Annotated in this window: 18 protein-coding genes and 1 riboswitch; of the genes, 13 read left to right on the top strand and 5 right to left on the bottom strand. The window is 61.3% G+C overall.

From position 1 onward, the window contains the following. Nucleotides 1-49: 49 nt before the first annotated feature. The 12 genes from H7H48_RS19635 to H7H48_RS19580 all read left to right on the top strand — a co-directional run bounded on the left by H7H48_RS19635 (nucleotide 50) and on the right by H7H48_RS19580 (nucleotide 10,898). Entirely contained in the window at nucleotides 50-967 is a 918-nt protein-coding gene (locus H7H48_RS19635) for a LysR family transcriptional regulator (protein WP_229450835.1), read from the top strand. A gap of 98 nt (nucleotides 968-1,065) precedes the next feature. Continuing rightward, nucleotides 1,066-2,070 (top strand): TRAP transporter substrate-binding protein, encoded by a 1,005-nt coding sequence (locus tag H7H48_RS19630; RefSeq protein WP_229450834.1) that lies wholly within the window; start codon nucleotides 1,066-1,068, stop codon nucleotides 2,068-2,070. Nucleotides 2,071-2,105: 35 nt separating this feature from the next. Beyond that, entirely contained in the window at nucleotides 2,106-2,609 is a 504-nt protein-coding gene (locus H7H48_RS19625; RefSeq protein ID WP_007007224.1) for a TRAP transporter small permease, read from the top strand. Nucleotides 2,610-2,624: 15 nt separating this feature from the next. After that, complete coding sequence (locus tag H7H48_RS19620) at nucleotides 2,625-3,908, top strand: TRAP transporter large permease (RefSeq protein ID WP_223006573.1); 1,284 nt, start codon at nucleotides 2,625-2,627, stop codon at nucleotides 3,906-3,908. Nucleotides 3,909-3,945: 37 nt separating this feature from the next. Further along, nucleotides 3,946-4,752 (top strand): carbon-nitrogen hydrolase family protein, encoded by an 807-nt coding sequence (locus H7H48_RS19615; protein WP_229450833.1) that lies wholly within the window; start codon nucleotides 3,946-3,948, stop codon nucleotides 4,750-4,752. Nucleotides 4,753-4,763: 11 nt separating this feature from the next. Continuing rightward, nucleotides 4,764-5,423 (top strand): RraA family protein, encoded by a 660-nt coding sequence (locus H7H48_RS19610; RefSeq protein WP_229450832.1) that lies wholly within the window; start codon nucleotides 4,764-4,766, stop codon nucleotides 5,421-5,423. 164 nt (nucleotides 5,424-5,587) lie between these two features. After that, a riboswitch (TPP riboswitch) is annotated at nucleotides 5,588-5,713 on the top strand. A gap of 112 nt (nucleotides 5,714-5,825) precedes the next feature. Beyond that, nucleotides 5,826-7,640, top strand: coding sequence for a phosphomethylpyrimidine synthase ThiC (thiC, locus tag H7H48_RS19605; protein WP_229450831.1), 1,815 nt, complete (start codon nucleotides 5,826-5,828; stop codon nucleotides 7,638-7,640). A gap of 3 nt (nucleotides 7,641-7,643) precedes the next feature. Further along, nucleotides 7,644-8,612: a glycine oxidase ThiO gene (gene thiO, locus H7H48_RS19600; protein ID WP_229450830.1), complete on the top strand. Its 969-nt coding sequence runs from the start codon at nucleotides 7,644-7,646 to the stop codon at nucleotides 8,610-8,612. After that, nucleotides 8,596-8,793, top strand: coding sequence for a sulfur carrier protein ThiS (thiS, locus tag H7H48_RS19595; RefSeq protein WP_229450829.1), 198 nt, complete (start codon nucleotides 8,596-8,598; stop codon nucleotides 8,791-8,793). Before thiO ends, thiS begins: the two co-directional genes overlap by 17 nt. Before the next feature lies 1 nt (nucleotide 8,794). After that, entirely contained in the window at nucleotides 8,795-9,568 is a 774-nt protein-coding gene (locus H7H48_RS19590) for a thiazole synthase (RefSeq protein WP_229450828.1), read from the top strand. Further along, nucleotides 9,565-10,170: a thiamine phosphate synthase gene (locus H7H48_RS19585; protein ID WP_229450827.1), complete on the top strand. Its 606-nt coding sequence runs from the start codon at nucleotides 9,565-9,567 to the stop codon at nucleotides 10,168-10,170. Before H7H48_RS19590 ends, H7H48_RS19585 begins: the two co-directional genes overlap by 4 nt. Further along, nucleotides 10,140-10,898: a hydroxymethylpyrimidine/phosphomethylpyrimidine kinase gene (locus H7H48_RS19580; protein ID WP_229450826.1), complete on the top strand. Its 759-nt coding sequence runs from the start codon at nucleotides 10,140-10,142 to the stop codon at nucleotides 10,896-10,898. The genes H7H48_RS19585 and H7H48_RS19580 overlap by 31 nt, the downstream gene beginning before the upstream one ends. A gap of 7 nt (nucleotides 10,899-10,905) precedes the next feature. On the opposite strand, the gene iolG is transcribed toward H7H48_RS19580, so the two are convergent. The 5 genes from iolG to H7H48_RS19555 form a co-directional block, all read right to left on the bottom strand. Further along, a complete protein-coding gene (gene iolG / locus H7H48_RS19575) occupies nucleotides 10,906-11,907 on the bottom strand; it encodes an inositol 2-dehydrogenase (RefSeq protein WP_229450825.1) in 1,002 nt (333 codons plus the stop codon). A 37-nt stretch (nucleotides 11,908-11,944) separates the two neighbouring features. Continuing rightward, nucleotides 11,945-12,745, bottom strand: a complete 801-nt coding sequence (locus H7H48_RS19570) for an ATP-binding cassette domain-containing protein (protein ID WP_229450824.1) — start codon at nucleotides 12,743-12,745, stop codon at nucleotides 11,945-11,947. Nucleotides 12,746-12,761: 16 nt separating this feature from the next. After that, on the bottom strand, nucleotides 12,762-13,748 hold the full coding sequence (locus H7H48_RS19565) for an ABC transporter permease (protein ID WP_229450900.1): 987 nt from the start codon (nucleotides 13,746-13,748) through the stop codon (nucleotides 12,762-12,764). A gap of 122 nt (nucleotides 13,749-13,870) precedes the next feature. Then, entirely contained in the window at nucleotides 13,871-14,815 is a 945-nt protein-coding gene (locus H7H48_RS19560) for a sugar ABC transporter substrate-binding protein (RefSeq protein ID WP_229450823.1), read from the bottom strand. Between the two features lie 226 nt (nucleotides 14,816-15,041). Further along, a complete protein-coding gene (locus H7H48_RS19555) occupies nucleotides 15,042-15,872 on the bottom strand; it encodes a TIM barrel protein (RefSeq protein ID WP_229450822.1) in 831 nt (276 codons plus the stop codon). A gap of 193 nt (nucleotides 15,873-16,065) precedes the next feature. Between H7H48_RS19555 and purU the strand changes: the two genes are divergently transcribed. Continuing rightward, complete coding sequence (purU, locus tag H7H48_RS19550) at nucleotides 16,066-16,920, top strand: formyltetrahydrofolate deformylase (protein WP_229450821.1); 855 nt, start codon at nucleotides 16,066-16,068, stop codon at nucleotides 16,918-16,920. The last annotated feature ends 15 nt before the right edge of the window (nucleotides 16,921-16,935 follow it).

The following is a 16,935-nucleotide window of genomic DNA, read 5'->3' as shown; positions in this document are numbered from 1 at the left end:
CCTGCTGCCCGAAAGGGTGGTGGGCCGTTGTTCTTTTGAGGTGCGTTCCGTGCAATTGCGATTTCTGGAAACCTTCATTCACCTCGCGAAGGTGCGGAATTTTCGCAAGGTGGCCGATCTTCTGCACACCACCCAGCCCGTCATTTCCTCACGTATAAACGCACTCGAAAATGAGCTGGGCACCAAGCTTTTCGAGCGATCCAAACGCGGGGTGCAGTTGACGAGCGAAGGCCGGGTCCTTCTTCCGCATGCGGAGATGGTGGTCGAACTCACCAATGAAATGAAATGGCTGGTCAACAAGAACAGAAAGATGACCGGTTCGCTGCGCGTTGGTGTGACCGACACGATCCTGCGCTCCTGGTTCGTTCAGCTCATGGAATGCTTCCGGGCAAAATATCCCGGTGTGAACATCGAGATGCTATCGTCGACCTCTGCCGATGTCATCCAGTCGCTGCGGGATCATGCGGTGGATGTGGGACTGGCGATGCGGGATGGAAACGACCCCAAGCTCGATTTCGTGCCGCTCGGCTCTTTCCCGGTCGCCTGGGTGGCGAGCCCCACCGCCTTCCCCATTCGCAGAGCGACTGTGGGCACACTGCTTGACATGCCGATCCTCAGCTTTCCCAAGAACTCGATCCCCTACAAGACACTGGAGCGCTATCTGAAAATGCACTCCAAGGTGCGAGTCAATGTGCACTCATCCAATTCCATCGCCACCATCGTCCAGATGGCCGAGGAGGGGCTAGGCATTGCGCCGATGCCGCGCGCGGTGGTGATGAAGGAACTGGCAAGCGGCACCCTGCACGAAATCAAGGTGGATGTGGAATTTCCACCCCTGGAGTTCTTCGCGATCACCGAAGCCTCGCCCCGAAAGACCCTCAGGGACGAGTTCGTCGAAATGGCCCGCCAACAGGCGATTGCCTATTCGAGCCGCTTTCCTGATGACTATCTGATCAACCCTGATTGAAAAAATTTATCACCGGAAGCCATATTTTTCATTTGGACTTTTTAAGACGGCTCTCCGATCCTGTTCCCATAAACACACAAAAACCAAGGGGAAGGATAATGAACCGTATTCTACGCAATCTTCTGGCTGCAGGTGTGATGACGGCGATCGGTGCCGCCGCCACGGTTTCGGCCCATGCCGAGACCTGGCGCATGGCGCACAAGATGCCGCCGGACAGCATCGAGGGCGAACTGTTCCAGTTTTTTGCCGACAAAGTAGTCGAGAAGACCGGCGGTGAAGTCGAGATCAAGGTGTTTCCGAACGAGCAGCTTGGTTCGGACGACACGGTCCTCGAACAGCTTCAGATCGGTACCGTGAATGTCTATCCGGAAGGCACCAGCTATCTCCAGAAGTGGGTTCCGGACATCAAGTTCACCTCTGCCCCTTTCCTCTTTGATGATCGCGAACACTGGGTCCGCTTCATGCAGACCGATCTGGTGAAGGGCTGGTTCAAGCAGATCGAAGACGAAGCCGGCATCGCGCTGATCGGCTCTCCGACCGCCTTCCTACGCGGCCCCTATCGCGTGATGGTGACCGACAAGCCCTGGACGAACCTGGAAGAAATGCAGGGCACGCGCCTGCGCATGCATCCCGATGAGCTGGCTGCGGCCGCCTGGCGCCATCTGGGCGCGGAGGTTCGCACGCTTGCCTGGACGGAAGTCTACGAATCCATCAGCCGCGGCATCGTCGATGCGGTGAACAGCCCGATCGCGCTCGTCGAACCGATGAAGTTCTACGAGGTTGCGCCGCATATCATCCGTCATGACGAATATCCGCAGGGCATGGCCTTCATGACCAACGCGAAGCGCTGGAACGCGCTTTCCGATGAGCTGCGTGCACAGGTTCTCGACGCCTTTGCCGAAATGGCCGAAGAGTCGGAAAAGCGCATGATTGCTGCGGCGAACAGCGATCTTGAAGCCATGAAGGCCAAGGACGTGGCCTATACGGAGCCGGACACGTCCGATTTCGTCGAGCGTATGCAGAGCTTCTATCAGGAGATGGAGGAAAAAGGCGAACTCCCCGAAGGATTCCTTGACGCGGTTCGTTCGTCGCGCGCCGAATAGGTTTCCTTTGAACTTTCATTGATGGGGGAGGTTCCATGCCCGTCCTGGATCGAATCCTGGCCGTTATCGATCGGCTGTTTCTTGTGGGAGCGAATGCGGCCTTGTTCGCCATGCTCCTCGTGACCGCACTCAATGTCGCGTCACGTGCATTTCTCGGTCAGGGGGTGGTCTGGGCCTTCCCCATCAGCATTGTCTGCTTCGTGTGGATGAGTTTTCTGGGCTTTTTCGTCGTCTACCGGCAGAACAAGGACATCACCGTCGACTTTCTCTTGAACGCGACCCCGCCACCGGTGCGTCGCGCCGGGCGGATGCTGGTGGACATCGCCGTCATCGCCCTCCTGCTCATCATCCTGCGTGAGGCACCAGAACTGATCCAGCGTCAGGTGGGCAATATCGAAATGGTCGGCATCCAGCGCTATTGGCTGAGTGTCCCCTTCTTTGTCTCCTGCGGGCTCATCGCCCTGCATTTCTTCAGCGACTTCGTCCATGCCCTTAGAGGGCATCCGGAGCCTGAACATCATCATGTCGGCGACATCTAGGACCCGGGTAGAACCATGACCTTGCTTCTTTTCGCGGGCTTCGTCGCCCTCATCCTCCTGCGTGTGCCGATCACCATGGCGATCGGCCTGGCGGTGCTCTCCGCGCTTATCTATGCGGGCTTTTCCGACACGCTCTACATCATCCCTCTTCAGGTTCTCGACGGGGTCGACAACCCGTCCCTGCTTGCCATTCCCTTCTTCATCATGGCCGGCAATCTGATGAACGGCGTCGGCATGACCGATCGCATCTTCAACTTCGCGTCCGCGCTTGTCGGCCATATGCGGGCCGGCCTCGCACAGGTGAATGTTGTCTCCTCGCTGCTCTTTGCCGGTGTCTCCGGCGCGGCCGTGGCCGATTGTGCCGGCCTCGGCACGATCGAGATCAAGGCGATGCGCGAGCGCGGCTATCCAGCACCCTTCGCGGCGGCCCTCACGGCTGCAAGCGCTGTGGTCGGGCCAATCATTCCACCATCCATCAGCCTTGTGGTGTATGCGTTCCTGTCCAACACCTCGGTGGCGCGGCTTTTCCTCGCTGGCATCATTCCCGGCCTCATCGTCGGCATGTCGCTGATGGCGTTCAACTACCTCGTTGCGCTGAAGCAGGACTTTCCGCGCGAGGAACGCAAGAGCCTGCCGCAGATCGGCCGCTCTGCGATTGACGGCATCGCCGCACTGGTTGCACCGGGCATCATCCTTGTCGCCATCCTCACCGGTTTCACGACCGCGACGGAAGCCGGCGTTCTGGCCTGCGTCTACACCATCGCGCTCGGCTTCGTTTACCGCACCTTCTCCTTCCGCATGCTCTGGCAGGCGCTGACGGAGACGATGACCATCACCAGCGTCATCATGATCATCATCGGTTTCTCGCATGTGATGGGCTGGCTTCTGGCCATCGAGCAGATCCCGCAGCAATTGGCGGACCAGATTCTTCTGTTCACCGAATCGCGCACGGTCTTCCTGTTCCTCCTGCTCGGCTTCCTGCTTCTGGTCGGCTGTTTCGTGGAAGGTGTGCCGGCAAAGCTGATCCTCGTGCCGATGTTGCTGCCGATCATCGACCAGTTCGGCATCGACCGCATTCATTTCGGCCTGATCATCACCTTGGCGCTTCTGATCGGCATTGCCACCCCGCCCATGGGCATCGCGCTCTACATCGTCGCTGAGGTGGGCAAGGTGCCGTTCGAAAAGGTGGCGGTGGCGATCCTGCCCTTTCTCATACCACTGATCGTTGCCCTGCTCATGATCACCTTCGTGCCCGAGCTGGTGCTCTTCCTCCCCAATCTCGTTCTGGGGCCGGCCTGACGGCCGCCCCGCTCACACTCCAAAGCAAGGGAAATTCATGAAAATCTCCGTCATTCAAATGAACTCGCAGGACGACAAGGCAAAGAACATTGCCGATGCGGAAGCCTTGATCCGCAAGGCCGTTGCCGAGGACAAGTCCGATCTCGTCGTGCTTCCCGAAACCTTCACCTATATGGGCGGGACCGTGGAAAGCCGCCGCGCCCACGCGGAAACCTTTCCCGACGGCGAAGCCTACCGCGCCATGTCGGCCCTGGCCGCCGAGCTGAAGGTGAACATTCACGCCGGCTCCATGGCCGAGGCTGCGGGCGAGAAGTGCTACAACACGACCATCGTGTTCGACCGGCAGGGCAAGGAGATTGCCCGCTACCGCAAGATCCATCTCTTCGACGTGAAGGTTCCGGGCGGCCAGAGCTATCTGGAATCCGACACGATGAAGCGCGGCGAGGACGTGGTCGTCTACGAACTGGAAGGCGTGAAAATCGGTTGCGCCATCTGCTACGATCTGCGCTTCCCGGAGCTGTTCCGCAAGCTGCGTGACAAGGGTGCCGAGGTGATCGTCCTGCCCGCCGCTTTCACGCTGCAGACCGGCAAGGACCATTGGGAACAGCTTCTGTGCGCCCGCGCCATCGAGACCCAGTCCTATGTGGCCGCATCGGCACAGATCTTCGGGCATGACGAAGGCAAAAAGCTGTGCTTCGGCCACTCTCTGATCATCGATCCATGGGGCGTGACCATTGCCAACTGCTCGGATCGCGTCGGCCATGCAAGCGCAACGATCGACACGGATTACGCAGCAAAAATCCGCAGCTCCATGCCGGTCGCAGATCATCACGTCGTCGCATAAGGAATACGCATATGTACCAGGTCAATTCGATGCCGGAGCAGCTGGCACAGGCCAAGATCGACAAGCTGATGCAGGTGGAGACCGCCACGGTGGGCCATTTCCTGCACGCAAACTTCCTCGACACGGGCATCCGCTCCATGCTGCCCAGGGTGCGGACTGCCGGAACGGCGGTGACCCTGCGCCTGCCCCATGCCGACAGCACGCTCCTGCATTATTCGATGGACCATATCCGGCCCGGCGATTTCGTGATCATCGATCGTGCCGGCGACACACGCCACGCCTGTTGGGGCGGCGTCATTACCCACACGGCGGCCCGCAAGAAGGCCGCCGGTGCGGTGGTGGACGGGCCGGCGACAGACGTTGCCGATTTCGAGCGTCACGGTTTCCCCATGTGGTGCCGGGGCCCCTCGCCCATCACCACCAAGCTGCTGGGCGTTTCGGGCGAGATGAACATCCCCGTCAGTGTTGGCGGCGTGGTGGTCAATCCGGGCGATGCGGTGCTGGCCGATGAAAACGGTGTGTTGATCCTGTCCCCCGACGAGGTGGACATGGTGGCAGACCGCGCCATCCAGATGCAGGCGCGCGAAGTCGAACTTCTGAAGCGCATCGACGCCGGCGAAAGCCTGCCCACCATCTCCGGCGCGAAGGCGCGCGTGGAAGCAGACGCCTAGCACCCGGCAAAAGTGCCGAGCTTTCGGCCATCCTCCTTCTCCCCGCTCGCGGGGAGAAGGACACTTCGAGGTTGGTGTGCTGCGATACCAACCCTGCTGATCCCTATCTTTCCACACAGCTTCATCACCGCGCTTGACAAGAGCGCCCCTCTTCACTCACCTTGCAGCCTCACCTGGGGGGTCCCGCCAAGGGGCTGAGATTCTGCTGGGCATGGTTTTCCATGCAGCGCAGTGACCCGATGAACCTGATCCAGTTCATACTGGCGTAGGGATGGTGCATGCCTGGCGGGTCGCTGGCTCCTTCGAGCCGAAATCCATATCCATAGCGGATCGCCGGAGCTCTTCCTCCTCTCGGCACGAACTGGGTCTCCATTGCAAAACACGCAGAGGAGGCTCTGACCCATGGATGCTATCGCTCCGAAAGTGACAACCGGCCCGTTACCGGCATCGCGCAAGATCTACAAACCCGGCAAGCTTCACCCTGACATTCGCGTGCCCCTGCGCGAGATCGCCGTGCATCCGAGCGCCGGCGAGCCACCGGTCACCGTCTATGATTCCTCCGGGCCCTATTCCGATCCTGAAGCCTATATTGAGATCGAGAAGGGCCTGCCGCGCCCACGTGAGGCCTGGGTCAAGGCGCGCGGCGATGTGGAGGCTTATGAGGGTCGCCATGTGAAGCCGGAGGACAATGGTTTCGTTTCCGGTAACCGGTTGACGCCTGAGTTCCCCACCCGCCACCAGCCGTTGCGCGCAAAGGATGGCAAGGCAGTCACCCAGCTTGCTTATGCGCGCGCCGGCATCGTCACGCCTGAGATGGAGTTCATCGCCATTCGCGAAAATCTGGGCCGCGAGCAGGCGAAGGCAGCGCTCGTGCGCGATGGCGAGAGCTTCGGTGCCGCGATCCCCGATTTCGTGACGCCGGAATTCGTGCGTGACGAGGTGGCGAAGGGCCGGGCGATCATTCCCGCCAACATCAACCACCCGGAAGCCGAGCCGATGATCATCGGCCGCAATTTCCTCGTGAAGATCAACGCCAATATCGGCAATTCCGCCGTCACCTCCTCCATGGCCGAGGAGGTGGAGAAGATGGTGTGGGCGACGCGCTGGGGCGGCGACACGGTGATGGACCTTTCCACCGGTCGCAACATCCACAATATCCGCGAATGGATCATCCGCAATTCGCCCGTGCCCATCGGCACCGTGCCGATCTATCAGGCGCTGGAAAAGGTGAACGGCATTGCCGAGGACCTCAACTGGGAGGTCTTTCGCGACACGTTGATCGAACAGGCCGAACAGGGCGTCGACTATTTCACCATCCATGCGGGTGTGCGGCTGCACTATATCCCGCTGACGGTCGATCGCGTGACGGGCATTGTCTCGCGCGGCGGCTCGATCATGGCCAAATGGTGCCTGCATCATCACAAGGAAAGCTTCCTCTACGAGCATTTTGAGGAAATCTGCGACATCTGCCGCGCCTATGACGTGTCCTTCTCGCTGGGCGACGGCCTGCGTCCGGGCTCCATTGCCGATGCCAATGACGCCGCGCAGTTTGCCGAGCTGGAGACGCTGGGCGAGCTCACGCAGATCGCCTGGAAGAAGGACTGCCAGGTGATGATCGAGGGCCCGGGCCACGTGCCGATGCACAAGATCAAGGAAAACATGGACAAGCAGCTCGATGTCTGCGGCGAGGCGCCCTTCTACACGCTTGGGCCGCTCACGACCGACATTGCGCCGGGCTATGACCACATCACGAGCGGCATTGGCGCGGCAATGATCGGCTGGTTCGGCACGGCCATGCTCTGCTATGTGACGCCGAAGGAGCATCTGGGCCTGCCTGACCGCGACGATGTGAAGACGGGCGTCATCACCTACAAGATCGCGGCCCATGCGGCGGACCTTGCCAAGGGGCATCCGGCAGCGAAGATCCGCGACGATGCGCTTTCGCGGGCGCGTTTCGAGTTTCGCTGGGAGGACCAGTTCAACCTCTCGCTTGATCCCGAGACGGCGCGCAACTTCCACGACGAGACGCTCCCCAAGGAGGCGCACAAGGTGGCGCATTTCTGCTCCATGTGCGGGCCGAAATTCTGCTCCATGCGCATCTCGCATGACATCCGCGCCGAGGCGCAAAAGGAGGGCATGGCCAAGATGGCCGAGAAGTTCCGCGAGGGCGGCGAACTCTACATGCCGCTGGAAAAGGCGGTCGAGCCCGGGGAGTGATCCATGCATGTCCTTGTTCGTGGGGCGGGCGTTGCCGGCCTCACGCTGGCGCATGAGCTGGTGCGGGCGGGTGTGCGGGTGACGGTGTGCGACACCCGCTCCGGCCCGGCGGGCAGCGCCTCGTGGCTGGCGGGTGGGATGCTGGCACCGTGGTGTGAGCGCGAGAGCGCGGAGGAGCCGGTGCTCACGCTCGGAAAGAGTGCGGCAGACTGGTGGCACGAGGCTCTTCCCGGCCATGTGGTGCGCAATGGAACGCTCGTTGTCGCGCCTGCGCGGGACCGGGCGGAGCTCGACCGTTTTGCCGCGCGCACGTCCGGCCATGAATGGCTGGAGGGTGAGGCCGTGGCCGCATTGGAGCCTGATCTTGCGGGCCGGTTTCGCCGCGGGCTTTTCTTTCCCGGAGAGGCGCATCTCGATCCGCGGCTGGCGCTGACGGCGCTTGTCGAGAGGCTGAGGAAGGCGGGTGTTCGTTTCGTCTGCGAAATGGAGGTTGAGGCCGACAGGATTGCCGATTGCACCGGCATGGCAGCGGCGGATCTGGAGCTGCGCGGGGTGCGGGGCGAGATGCTTCTGCTGCGCACGAAAGAGGTCAGGCTTGCGCGCCCGGTGCGGCTGCTTCACCCGCGCATACCGGTCTATATCGTGCCGCGTGCGGATCATCACTTCATGGTGGGCGCGACGATGATCGAGAGCGATGACGATGGGCCGATCAGCGCCCGTTCGATGATGGAATTGCTCAACGCGTCCTACAGCCTGCACCCGGCCTTTGCCGAGGCGAAGATCGTGGAGACGGGTGCCGGCGTGCGGCCCGCCTATCCCGACAATCTGCCGCGCGTGAAGCGTACGCCGAAGGGCATCAGCGTGAACGGGTTCTACCGCCACGGTTTTCTGCTCTCGCCGGCCATGGCGCGCGAGGCGGCCACCCTCATCCTGAACGAATGCGTGGAGGTGTTCGATGAAGCTCACGGTTAATGGTGAAGCGCGGCAGGTGACAGCAGCAACGCTGGCTGCCCTGCTCGATGAACTGGACTATGCGCCCGATTTTCTCGCCACCGCGCGCAATGGCGAGGTTGTTCCGGCAGCGGAACGAAGTGGGTGCACGCTGAAAGACGGGGACCGGATCGAGATCCTTTCACCCATGCAGGGAGGCTGACATGCTGGAAGTCTATGGCGAACAGATTTCATCGAGGCTGCTGCTCGGCACGGCGCAATACCCCTCCCCCGCCATCATGGCCGACGCGGTGCAGGCAAGCGGCTGCGAAGTCGTGACCGTCTCGCTGCGCCGTGAGATGGCGGGCAACCGAAATGGTGGGCAATTCTGGGAATTGATCCGGGAGCTTGGCGTGCGCGTTCTGCCCAACACGGCGGGCTGCCATTCGGTGAAGGAGGCGGTGACCACGGCGCAGATGGCGCGCGAGCTTTTCGGCACGGACTGGATCAAGCTCGAGGTGATCGGCCATCACGACACGCTGCAGCCCGATGTGTTCGGCCTTGTCGAGGCCGCGCGCATTCTGAGCGATGAGGGGTTCAAGGTTTTTCCTTACACGACCGACGATCTGGTGGTGGGGGAGAGGTTGCTTGGGGCGGGGTGCGGGGTGCTGATGCCCTGGTGCGCGCCCATCGGCTCGGCGCGGGGCCCAGCCAATCCCGAAGCGCTTCTGGCCATGCGGGCAGAATTTTCCGGTGTGCCGCTCATCGTGGATGCGGGGCTCGGGCGCCCCTCCCATGCGGCCATGGTGATGGAGCTCGGGTTTGATGCCGTGTTGCTCAACACGGCTGTGGCGAAGGCGGGTGATCCGGCGGCGATGGCAGAAGCCTTTGGCGAGGCTGTGGAAGCAGGGAGAAAGGCCTTTCTGGCCGGGCTTCTGGAGCCGCGCGACATGGCCGTTCCCTCAACGCCGGTGATCGGCAAGGCAGTGTTTGAATGAAACTCGATCCCTTCTACCTGATTGTCGACAGCGCGGCGTGGATCGGCAGGCTCGTTCCCCTCGGCGTGAAGCTCGTGCAGTTGCGCATCAAGGAGATGGATGAGGCAGCACTTCGCGAAGAAATCATCGAGGCAAGGCGCATCTGCGCCGAACACGATTGCCAGCTCATCGTGAATGACCACTGGCGGCTGGCCATCGAGGCGGATTGCGATTTCATCCATCTGGGCCAGGAAGACCTGGCTGAGGCCGATCTCGATGCGATCCGCGCGGCGGGGCTGAAGCTCGGCATCAGCACCCATGACGGGGCGGAACTGCGCACGGCACTCGCCGCGAAGCCGGACTATGTCGCGCTCGGGCCGGTCTATCCGACGATCCTCAAGAAGATGAAATGGGGCCCGCAGGGGCTCGACCGGCTGGCCGACTGGCGAAAGCGTGTCGGCGATGTGCCGCTGGTGGCGATTGGCGGGCTGAATCCCGAACGGCTTCCCGGCGTGTTTGCGGCGGGGGCGGATAGTGCTGCCGTGGTGACGGACATCACGCTGAATCCAGATCCGGAAGCGCGCACGCGCGAATGGCTGGCAGCCACCGCGCAATGGCGGTGAGCATGGCGCATGTGCTGGTGATTGCCGGTTCGGACTCGTCTGGCGGGGCCGGCATCGCGCGCGATGTGGAGACACTTGCTGCCTTTGGCGTGAAAGCCTGCCTCGCGCTTACGGCAGTAACGGTGCAGACCCACACGGCGGTGGAGCGCGTCCAGCTCTGCGAGCCCGATCTGGTGGAAGCACAGATGCGCGCCGCCCTTTCGGCAAACGTGGTCGCGGCCATCAAGATCGGCATGCTCGGAAGCCGCGAGACCGTGGCGCGCGTCGCGGCGGTTCTGCGCGACCATGTGGCGACACCGGTGGTGCTAGATCCGGTGGTCGCGTCGTCTTCCGGGCGGGCGCTGCTTTGCGACGATGCCATTGCAGTGATGCGGAAAGGCCTGATGCCGCTTTGCACGCTCGTCACACCCAACCTGCCTGAGCTCGCACTCCTTTCAGGTGGGAGCGAGGCAGATGAACACCAGCAGGCGCGCGGTCTGCTTGGCAGCGGTGTGAAGACGCTGCTCGTGAAAGGCGGGCATGCAGAGGGGCCGCGCGCCGTGGACACGCTGTTTCAGGCGGGGGAACCGCCATTGCGATTCGAGGGTCCGCGTCTTCCTGGCACGATGCGTGGCACCGGCTGCATGCTGGCCAGCGCCATCGCTGCGGGTCTTGCCCGGGGCGATGGGCTGGAGGCCAGCGTGCGCGCGGCAAAAACCCACTTGTCCGAACGCTGGCTTGCCAACTAACTCCCTGTCAGAGGATTTCTGACAGCTTTACCGCACGACCTTCCTTCACCGAGAGCAGCGCCGCATCGGCCAGTGCCAGCGCGCGCAGACCGTCCTCGCCCGAGGGTGACGCCGGCTTGCCCTCGACAATGGCGGCGATGAAGCTGGCAATCTCGGCGGCATAGGCCTCCGTATAGCGGGTCATGAAGAAATCATGCAGCGGCGGGCGGGTAAAACCCTGCGCATTGGCGATCTCTATGGATACGGGTCGCTGGTTTTCCGCCGCGATTGCGCCCGCAGCACCCAGCACCTCGATCCGCTGGTCGTAGCCATAGGTGGCACGGCGCGAATTGGAGATGCTGCATTGCCGCCCCGAGGCGGTGGTGAGGATGACGGAAACGCTGTCGAAATCCCCGGCCTCGCCGATGGCCGGATCGACCAGAACCGAAGCAGTGGCAAACACCGTCTCGGGCTCCTCGCCCAGCAGAAAACGCGCCATGTCGAAATCGTGGATCGTCATGTCACGCAGGATGCCACCCGATGACTTTATGTAGCTGATGGGCGGCGGGCCGGGATCGCGCGAGGTGATCTGCACCATCTCGACAGGGCCAATGCGTCCTTCGTCGATCGCTGCGCGCACGGCAGCGAAATGCGGATCGAAGCGGCGGTTGAAACCCACCATCAGCACGGTACCCGTTTCCTTCACCACGCCAAGGCACTGCTTCACGCGAGCAAGGCTTAGATCGACGGGCTTTTCACAGAAAACAGCCTTGCCGGCGCGGGCAAAGCGCTCGATCAGATCCGCATGCGTATCGGTCGGCGTGCAGATGACGACGGCATCAATGCTCCTGTCGGCCTCAATGTCTTCAATGCTGCGAACCGCGCATCCATAGGCATCGGCAACAGCCTGTGCAGCCTCTGCAAAGGCATCAGCGACGGCGACAAGCTGCGCCTCCGCATTACCGGCAATCGCCTTTGCATGCACCTTGCCGATGCGCCCGGCACCAAGAAGCGCGAAGTTTACGGTCATGTAGGGTCTTTCTGTCTGGAATTTGGAAGTCTTTGTCTCAGATGTAACTGGCGTTTTCGTGAACGCCGGACTGCACGCCGGTGATCAGCGAGACCACTTCGTTTCCGTCCGTCTTGTCGGCTTCCAGCATGCCGGCGATGCGGCCGCGCCGGAACACCCAGATCTTGTCGACGAGGTTGAAGACCTGCCTGAGATTGTGGCTGACGAGGATCAGCGGAATGCCGCGTTTCTTCAGGCCGCGAATGATGTTTTCCACCTGCGTCGTTTCCTGCACGCCCAGGGCCGCTGTGGGCTCATCCATGAGGATCAGCTTCGAAGCGAAGCTCGCAGCGCGGCTGATGGCGACACACTGGCGCTGACCGCCGGACATGTTGGCGATAGCGTTGTGCAGGTTGGGGATTTTCACACCCGTTTTTTCGAGTGCTTCCTGGCTGCGCTGCAGCATTTTCTTCTCGTTCAGGAAGCTGAACGGACCGAGATTGAAATAGGTCTCCTCCCGGCCGAGAAAAATGTTGGAGGGCACGTCCAGATCGTCGGCGAGTGCAAGATTCTGGAACACGGCCTCAATACCTGCCTCGCGGGCATCGACCGGACTTTGAAAATCCATTTCCTGTCCATCGAACAGGATCTTGCCGGACGTCGGTCGCTCCACGCCGGTGATCTGACGTACAAAGGTCGACTTGCCGGCACCATTGTCGCCGACGATGGCCACGTGTTCGCCGTCAAGAAGCTCGAAATTGGCATCCTCAAGTGCGCGCACACCGCCATAATGCTTGGTCAGCCCCTCGGTTCTGAGGATGACTTTGCGTTCTGCGCCTGCCCGTTTTTCGCCTGTCATGGGGTCCTCCCGGGGTTCAGCGCGACCGTGGCCGCATGCGCTGGCGGTAGACATCGGCCACCACGGCGGCGACGATGATCACGCCCTTGATCATTTCCTGATAGTAGGCATCGAGCCGCAGGAAGGTGAAGCCGGATATGATGACGCCGAAGATGACGGCGCCGATCAGCGTTCCGATGATCGAGCCGCGTCCACCGGAAAGCGACACGCCGCCGATAACGGCCATGGCGATGGCATCGAGCTCATACATGATGCCCATTCCGGCTTGCGCGGTCAGTCCGCGGGCGGCGATCACCATGCCGGCAAGACCGGCGAGAAGACCCGCTATCGTATAGACCAGCACCAGATGCCGCTCGACATTGATGCCCGACATGCGCGCCGCCTGCTCGTTGGAGCCGATGGCATATGTGTGCTTGCCATAGACGGTGTATTTGAGCGCCACATGGAAAAGAGCCACGATCGCCAGAAAGATGAAGACCGGGGTCATGCCCTGCCCCAGGGCTGCAAAACTGTCGGTCGGGAAGGAGACCGGCTGGCCCTTCGTGTACCATTTGGCGATGCCGCGCGCCGTCACCATCATGCCGAGCGTGGCGATGAAGGGGGGGATTTTCGTGAAGGCAATCAGCAGACCGTTGATCATGCCGGCCACGATGCCGCAGGCAAGGCCGATGAGTATGGGAATGATGACAGGAAGATCGGTCAGTTCCGGATAAACCGCGCGCGGATAGGTGCTCACCTGAGCGAAGCTCATCGCAATCATCGCCGTGGCGCCGACCACCGAGCCTGATGAAAGATCGATGCCACCGGTGATGATGACCTGCGTCACGCCGATGGCGATGATGCCCACCACCGAAACCTGCAGGATCATGATGGACAGGCGCTGGGTGTTGAACAGGAAGCTCTGCCCCTGAAAGATCCAGCCAAGAATCTCGAAAATGAGTGCGATGCCGACAAGGCCGAGCAACGCATTCAATTCGTGCGAGCGCGGCCGCTTCTGGGGCATTTCCGCGGCGCTGTCGGAAACTGCTTGTGCCTGGTTTGCCATTGTCAATTCCGCCAAGGGGAGCCGGCACGGGCCGGCGGGATGGCGGCGACCCGATGGCCGCCGCCGTCAGGTCCGGACATTCAGTTCTTGGTCGTGAACTGATCCATATTGTCCGGCGTCACGAGCTGGAAGGGAATATACACCTTCTGATCGACGTCTTCACCCTTGGCGAGCCTGAGGGCCGCATCGAGCGCGCCCTTGCCCTGCCCTGCCGCGTCCTGGAACACGGTCACGTCGAGATCGCCGGCGGCCATGGCTGCGAGCGCATCCTGCGTGGCATCGACACCGCCGACCAGCATGTCTTCCATCGAGATGTTGGCGGCTTTCATGGCCTGGATGGCGCCAATGGCCATTTCGTCATTGTTGGAGACAACGGCGTCGAACTCCAGCCCGGCGGAAAGCCAGTTGGTCATCAGATCGGTTGCCTCGGTGCGCTGCCAGTTGGCGGTCTGCTCCTCGACGATTTCCATGAAGGAGCATTCATCCGTGGCGATGACGTCATGAACATCCTGGGTGCGCATGCGCGCCGCCTGATTGGAGAGCTCACCCATCAGAACAACGATTTTTGCGCCCTCACCCTTGCCCTTCTCCTTGAGCAGGCGGCAGATTTCCTGCGCTTCCAGCGTGCCGGATTCGCGCTCATCGGAGGCGACGAAGGCCTGGTTGTCGGGCAGGTCATCGACATTGACCGGCTCGCGGTTGACGAAGACGAGCGGCACGCCTGCATCGGCTGCCGCCTTGGTCATGGCCACGGTGGCGTCGGTGTCGACCGGATTGACGATGACGGCATCGACACCCGAGGCGATGAAGTTCTGGATCTGGTTGAGCTGTTTGCCAACGTCGTTCTGCGCGTCCTCCACCTGCAGTTCGACGCCGTCCAGCGTTTCGGCATAGTCGACCATGCCATTGCGCAAGACAGTCAGGAAATTGTCGTCGAACAATGCCATGGAGACACCGACCGTCTCAGCCATGGCCGAGGTGGACATCAGTGCCGAAACGGCAACGCCCATCATAAGCTTTTTCATCTGAATGCTCCTCCACACGATGGGTGTCCGGCAGCACCCGCTTTGACCGGAATCCTTCAATGGGAATGTATGAGCCTCACCGGCACATGAGCAGCCGAACTCCTCGCCTTCCAACCGCCCGACACTCCAAGAAAATAGAATGTCGGCACCGTTAAAAACTCAATATGTAATATTTATTCTATTTCTTGCGGATGCGTCAAGGCGAAATTCCATTTGGCTTTTCGCCTCAGGCGGGTGGTGGAAAAGCGGTGGCGCGCAGGTGCTGCATGCTCTCTTGGAGGTCGCTGTGCAGATCGCGGGACGTGTGAACGGAATCCGCAAACGGCTCGAACGAAAACGGCCCTCGATAGCCTTCAGAACACAGGGCTGAGATTTGCCCGACATTGTCCAGCCGGTCGTTCTCGTCGACCAGCACACGATGTCCGTCGCGCATGTCGGAGACCGAAAGCGCCGTGTCGACGACACCGGAAATGTGAACGAGCCCGGTCTCGGCAACATGGAAGCTCTCCTCGCCGGAAAGCGTGTGATGAAACGTGTCATGCACGAGCCGGAAGGTGCCGGCGGCATCCAGCGAGGCGATTGCCTCGACGGCTTCCGATTTGAGGCGCAGGGAACAGGTTTCAAAGCCGAGCGGTTCGACAAGGCCAATGATGCCGGCGTCTTCGAGGAGCGGGCGCAGGCCCTTCAGCGCAGTTCGCAGATTGCACTGCCGTTCTCCATCGGCGGTTCCGGTGCCGTCATTGACGGGCACGAGCACCAGCGCCTCCGCGCCGCAATCACGCGCATAGGCAATCAGAGATCGAGCTTCCTCCTCGCGGGTGTCGTTCCAATCGTTGAAGCGCTGCAATGCGTTGATGGAGAGGATGCGCAGGCCGCGTGCCTTCGCCTCGCTACGGACCGATGCCGGCGACGTGCCATCCAGAATGGCGTTGCCTTCCAGATCGTTGCGGATTTCCACGCCCTTCACGCCAAGCGAAATGGCGAGGTCGAAGAATTCGGAAATCGGGCGATGGGGGGCGCACATGTGGTTGAGCGCAAAGAGAGCTTCTTTCGTCATGGGGTCTCCTCGGGGACGTGGCCGGGGAATGGCCGGCGAGAGGATGTCGACAGCGCCAATGGCCGTCAACGCAATCGTGAGAGAAAACACCCGTCCGTCGAAACGAACGCGGTTTCAATCCCGGCCCGATGGCGTATAAACCCCGGCACCCTTCGGGGTGTTCACTCTGCAATCCACCATTTCAGGCCGCGCCATGACCGAGAAGACATTTCATATCAATCTCACCTGCGAAGACCGCCCCGGCATTGTTGCCGCGGTGACGACGGAGCTTGCCGGTCTTGGTGCCAATATTGCTGAATCCAATCAGTTCTGGGACCGGCAGACGAACCGCTTCTTCATGCGCATCGCCGTTACCGCGCCACAGGGCGTGGAGCGCGACGGGCTGTTGCGGGCGCTGGAGCCGGCCATTGCGCGTTTCGACATGAAGACGGCCATCGCCGACACGGCACGGCGGCCGAAGATCATCATCATGGTGTCGAAGTTCGACCATGCGCTTTTGCACCTGCTCTACCAGATTCGCGTCGGCTGGCTCGATGCCGAAGTGGTGGCCATCGTTTCCAACCACGAGGATTCGCGCTCCACGGCTGAGATGGAGGGCATTCCCTATCACTTTTGGAAGGTGACGAAGGATAACAAGCAGGAGCAGGAGGCCAAGCTTCTCGACCTGTTCAAGGAGACGGGTGCGGATCTCGTCATCCTCGCGCGCTACATGCAGGTGCTTTCCAACGAGCTTTCGAACCGGCTCTACGGCAAGGTGATCAACATCCACCATTCGTTCCTGCCGAGCTTCAAGGGTGCAAAGCCCTATCACCAGGCGCATGAGCGCGGGGTGAAGCTGATCGGCGCGACGGCGCATTATGTGACGCCGGATCTGGACGAAGGTCCGATCATCGAGCAGGAAACCGAGCGTGTCACGCATGCCATGACGGCAGAAGATTTCGTCGCCACCGGCCGCGACATCGAAAGCCGGGTTCTCGCCCGTGCCGTCAAGCTGCACCTGGAAAACCGGGTGATGATGAACGGGCACAAGACGGTCGTCTTCGGGTGACACCTGTCAACGCAT

It is taken from the genome of Nitratireductor sp. B36 (genome assembly GCF_020833685.1).
Taxonomy (GTDB): Bacteria; Pseudomonadota; Alphaproteobacteria; order Rhizobiales; family Rhizobiaceae; genus Nitratireductor.
Note: the sequence above shows the minus strand (reverse complement) of the source record. Positions and strands in the feature narration are given on the sequence as shown.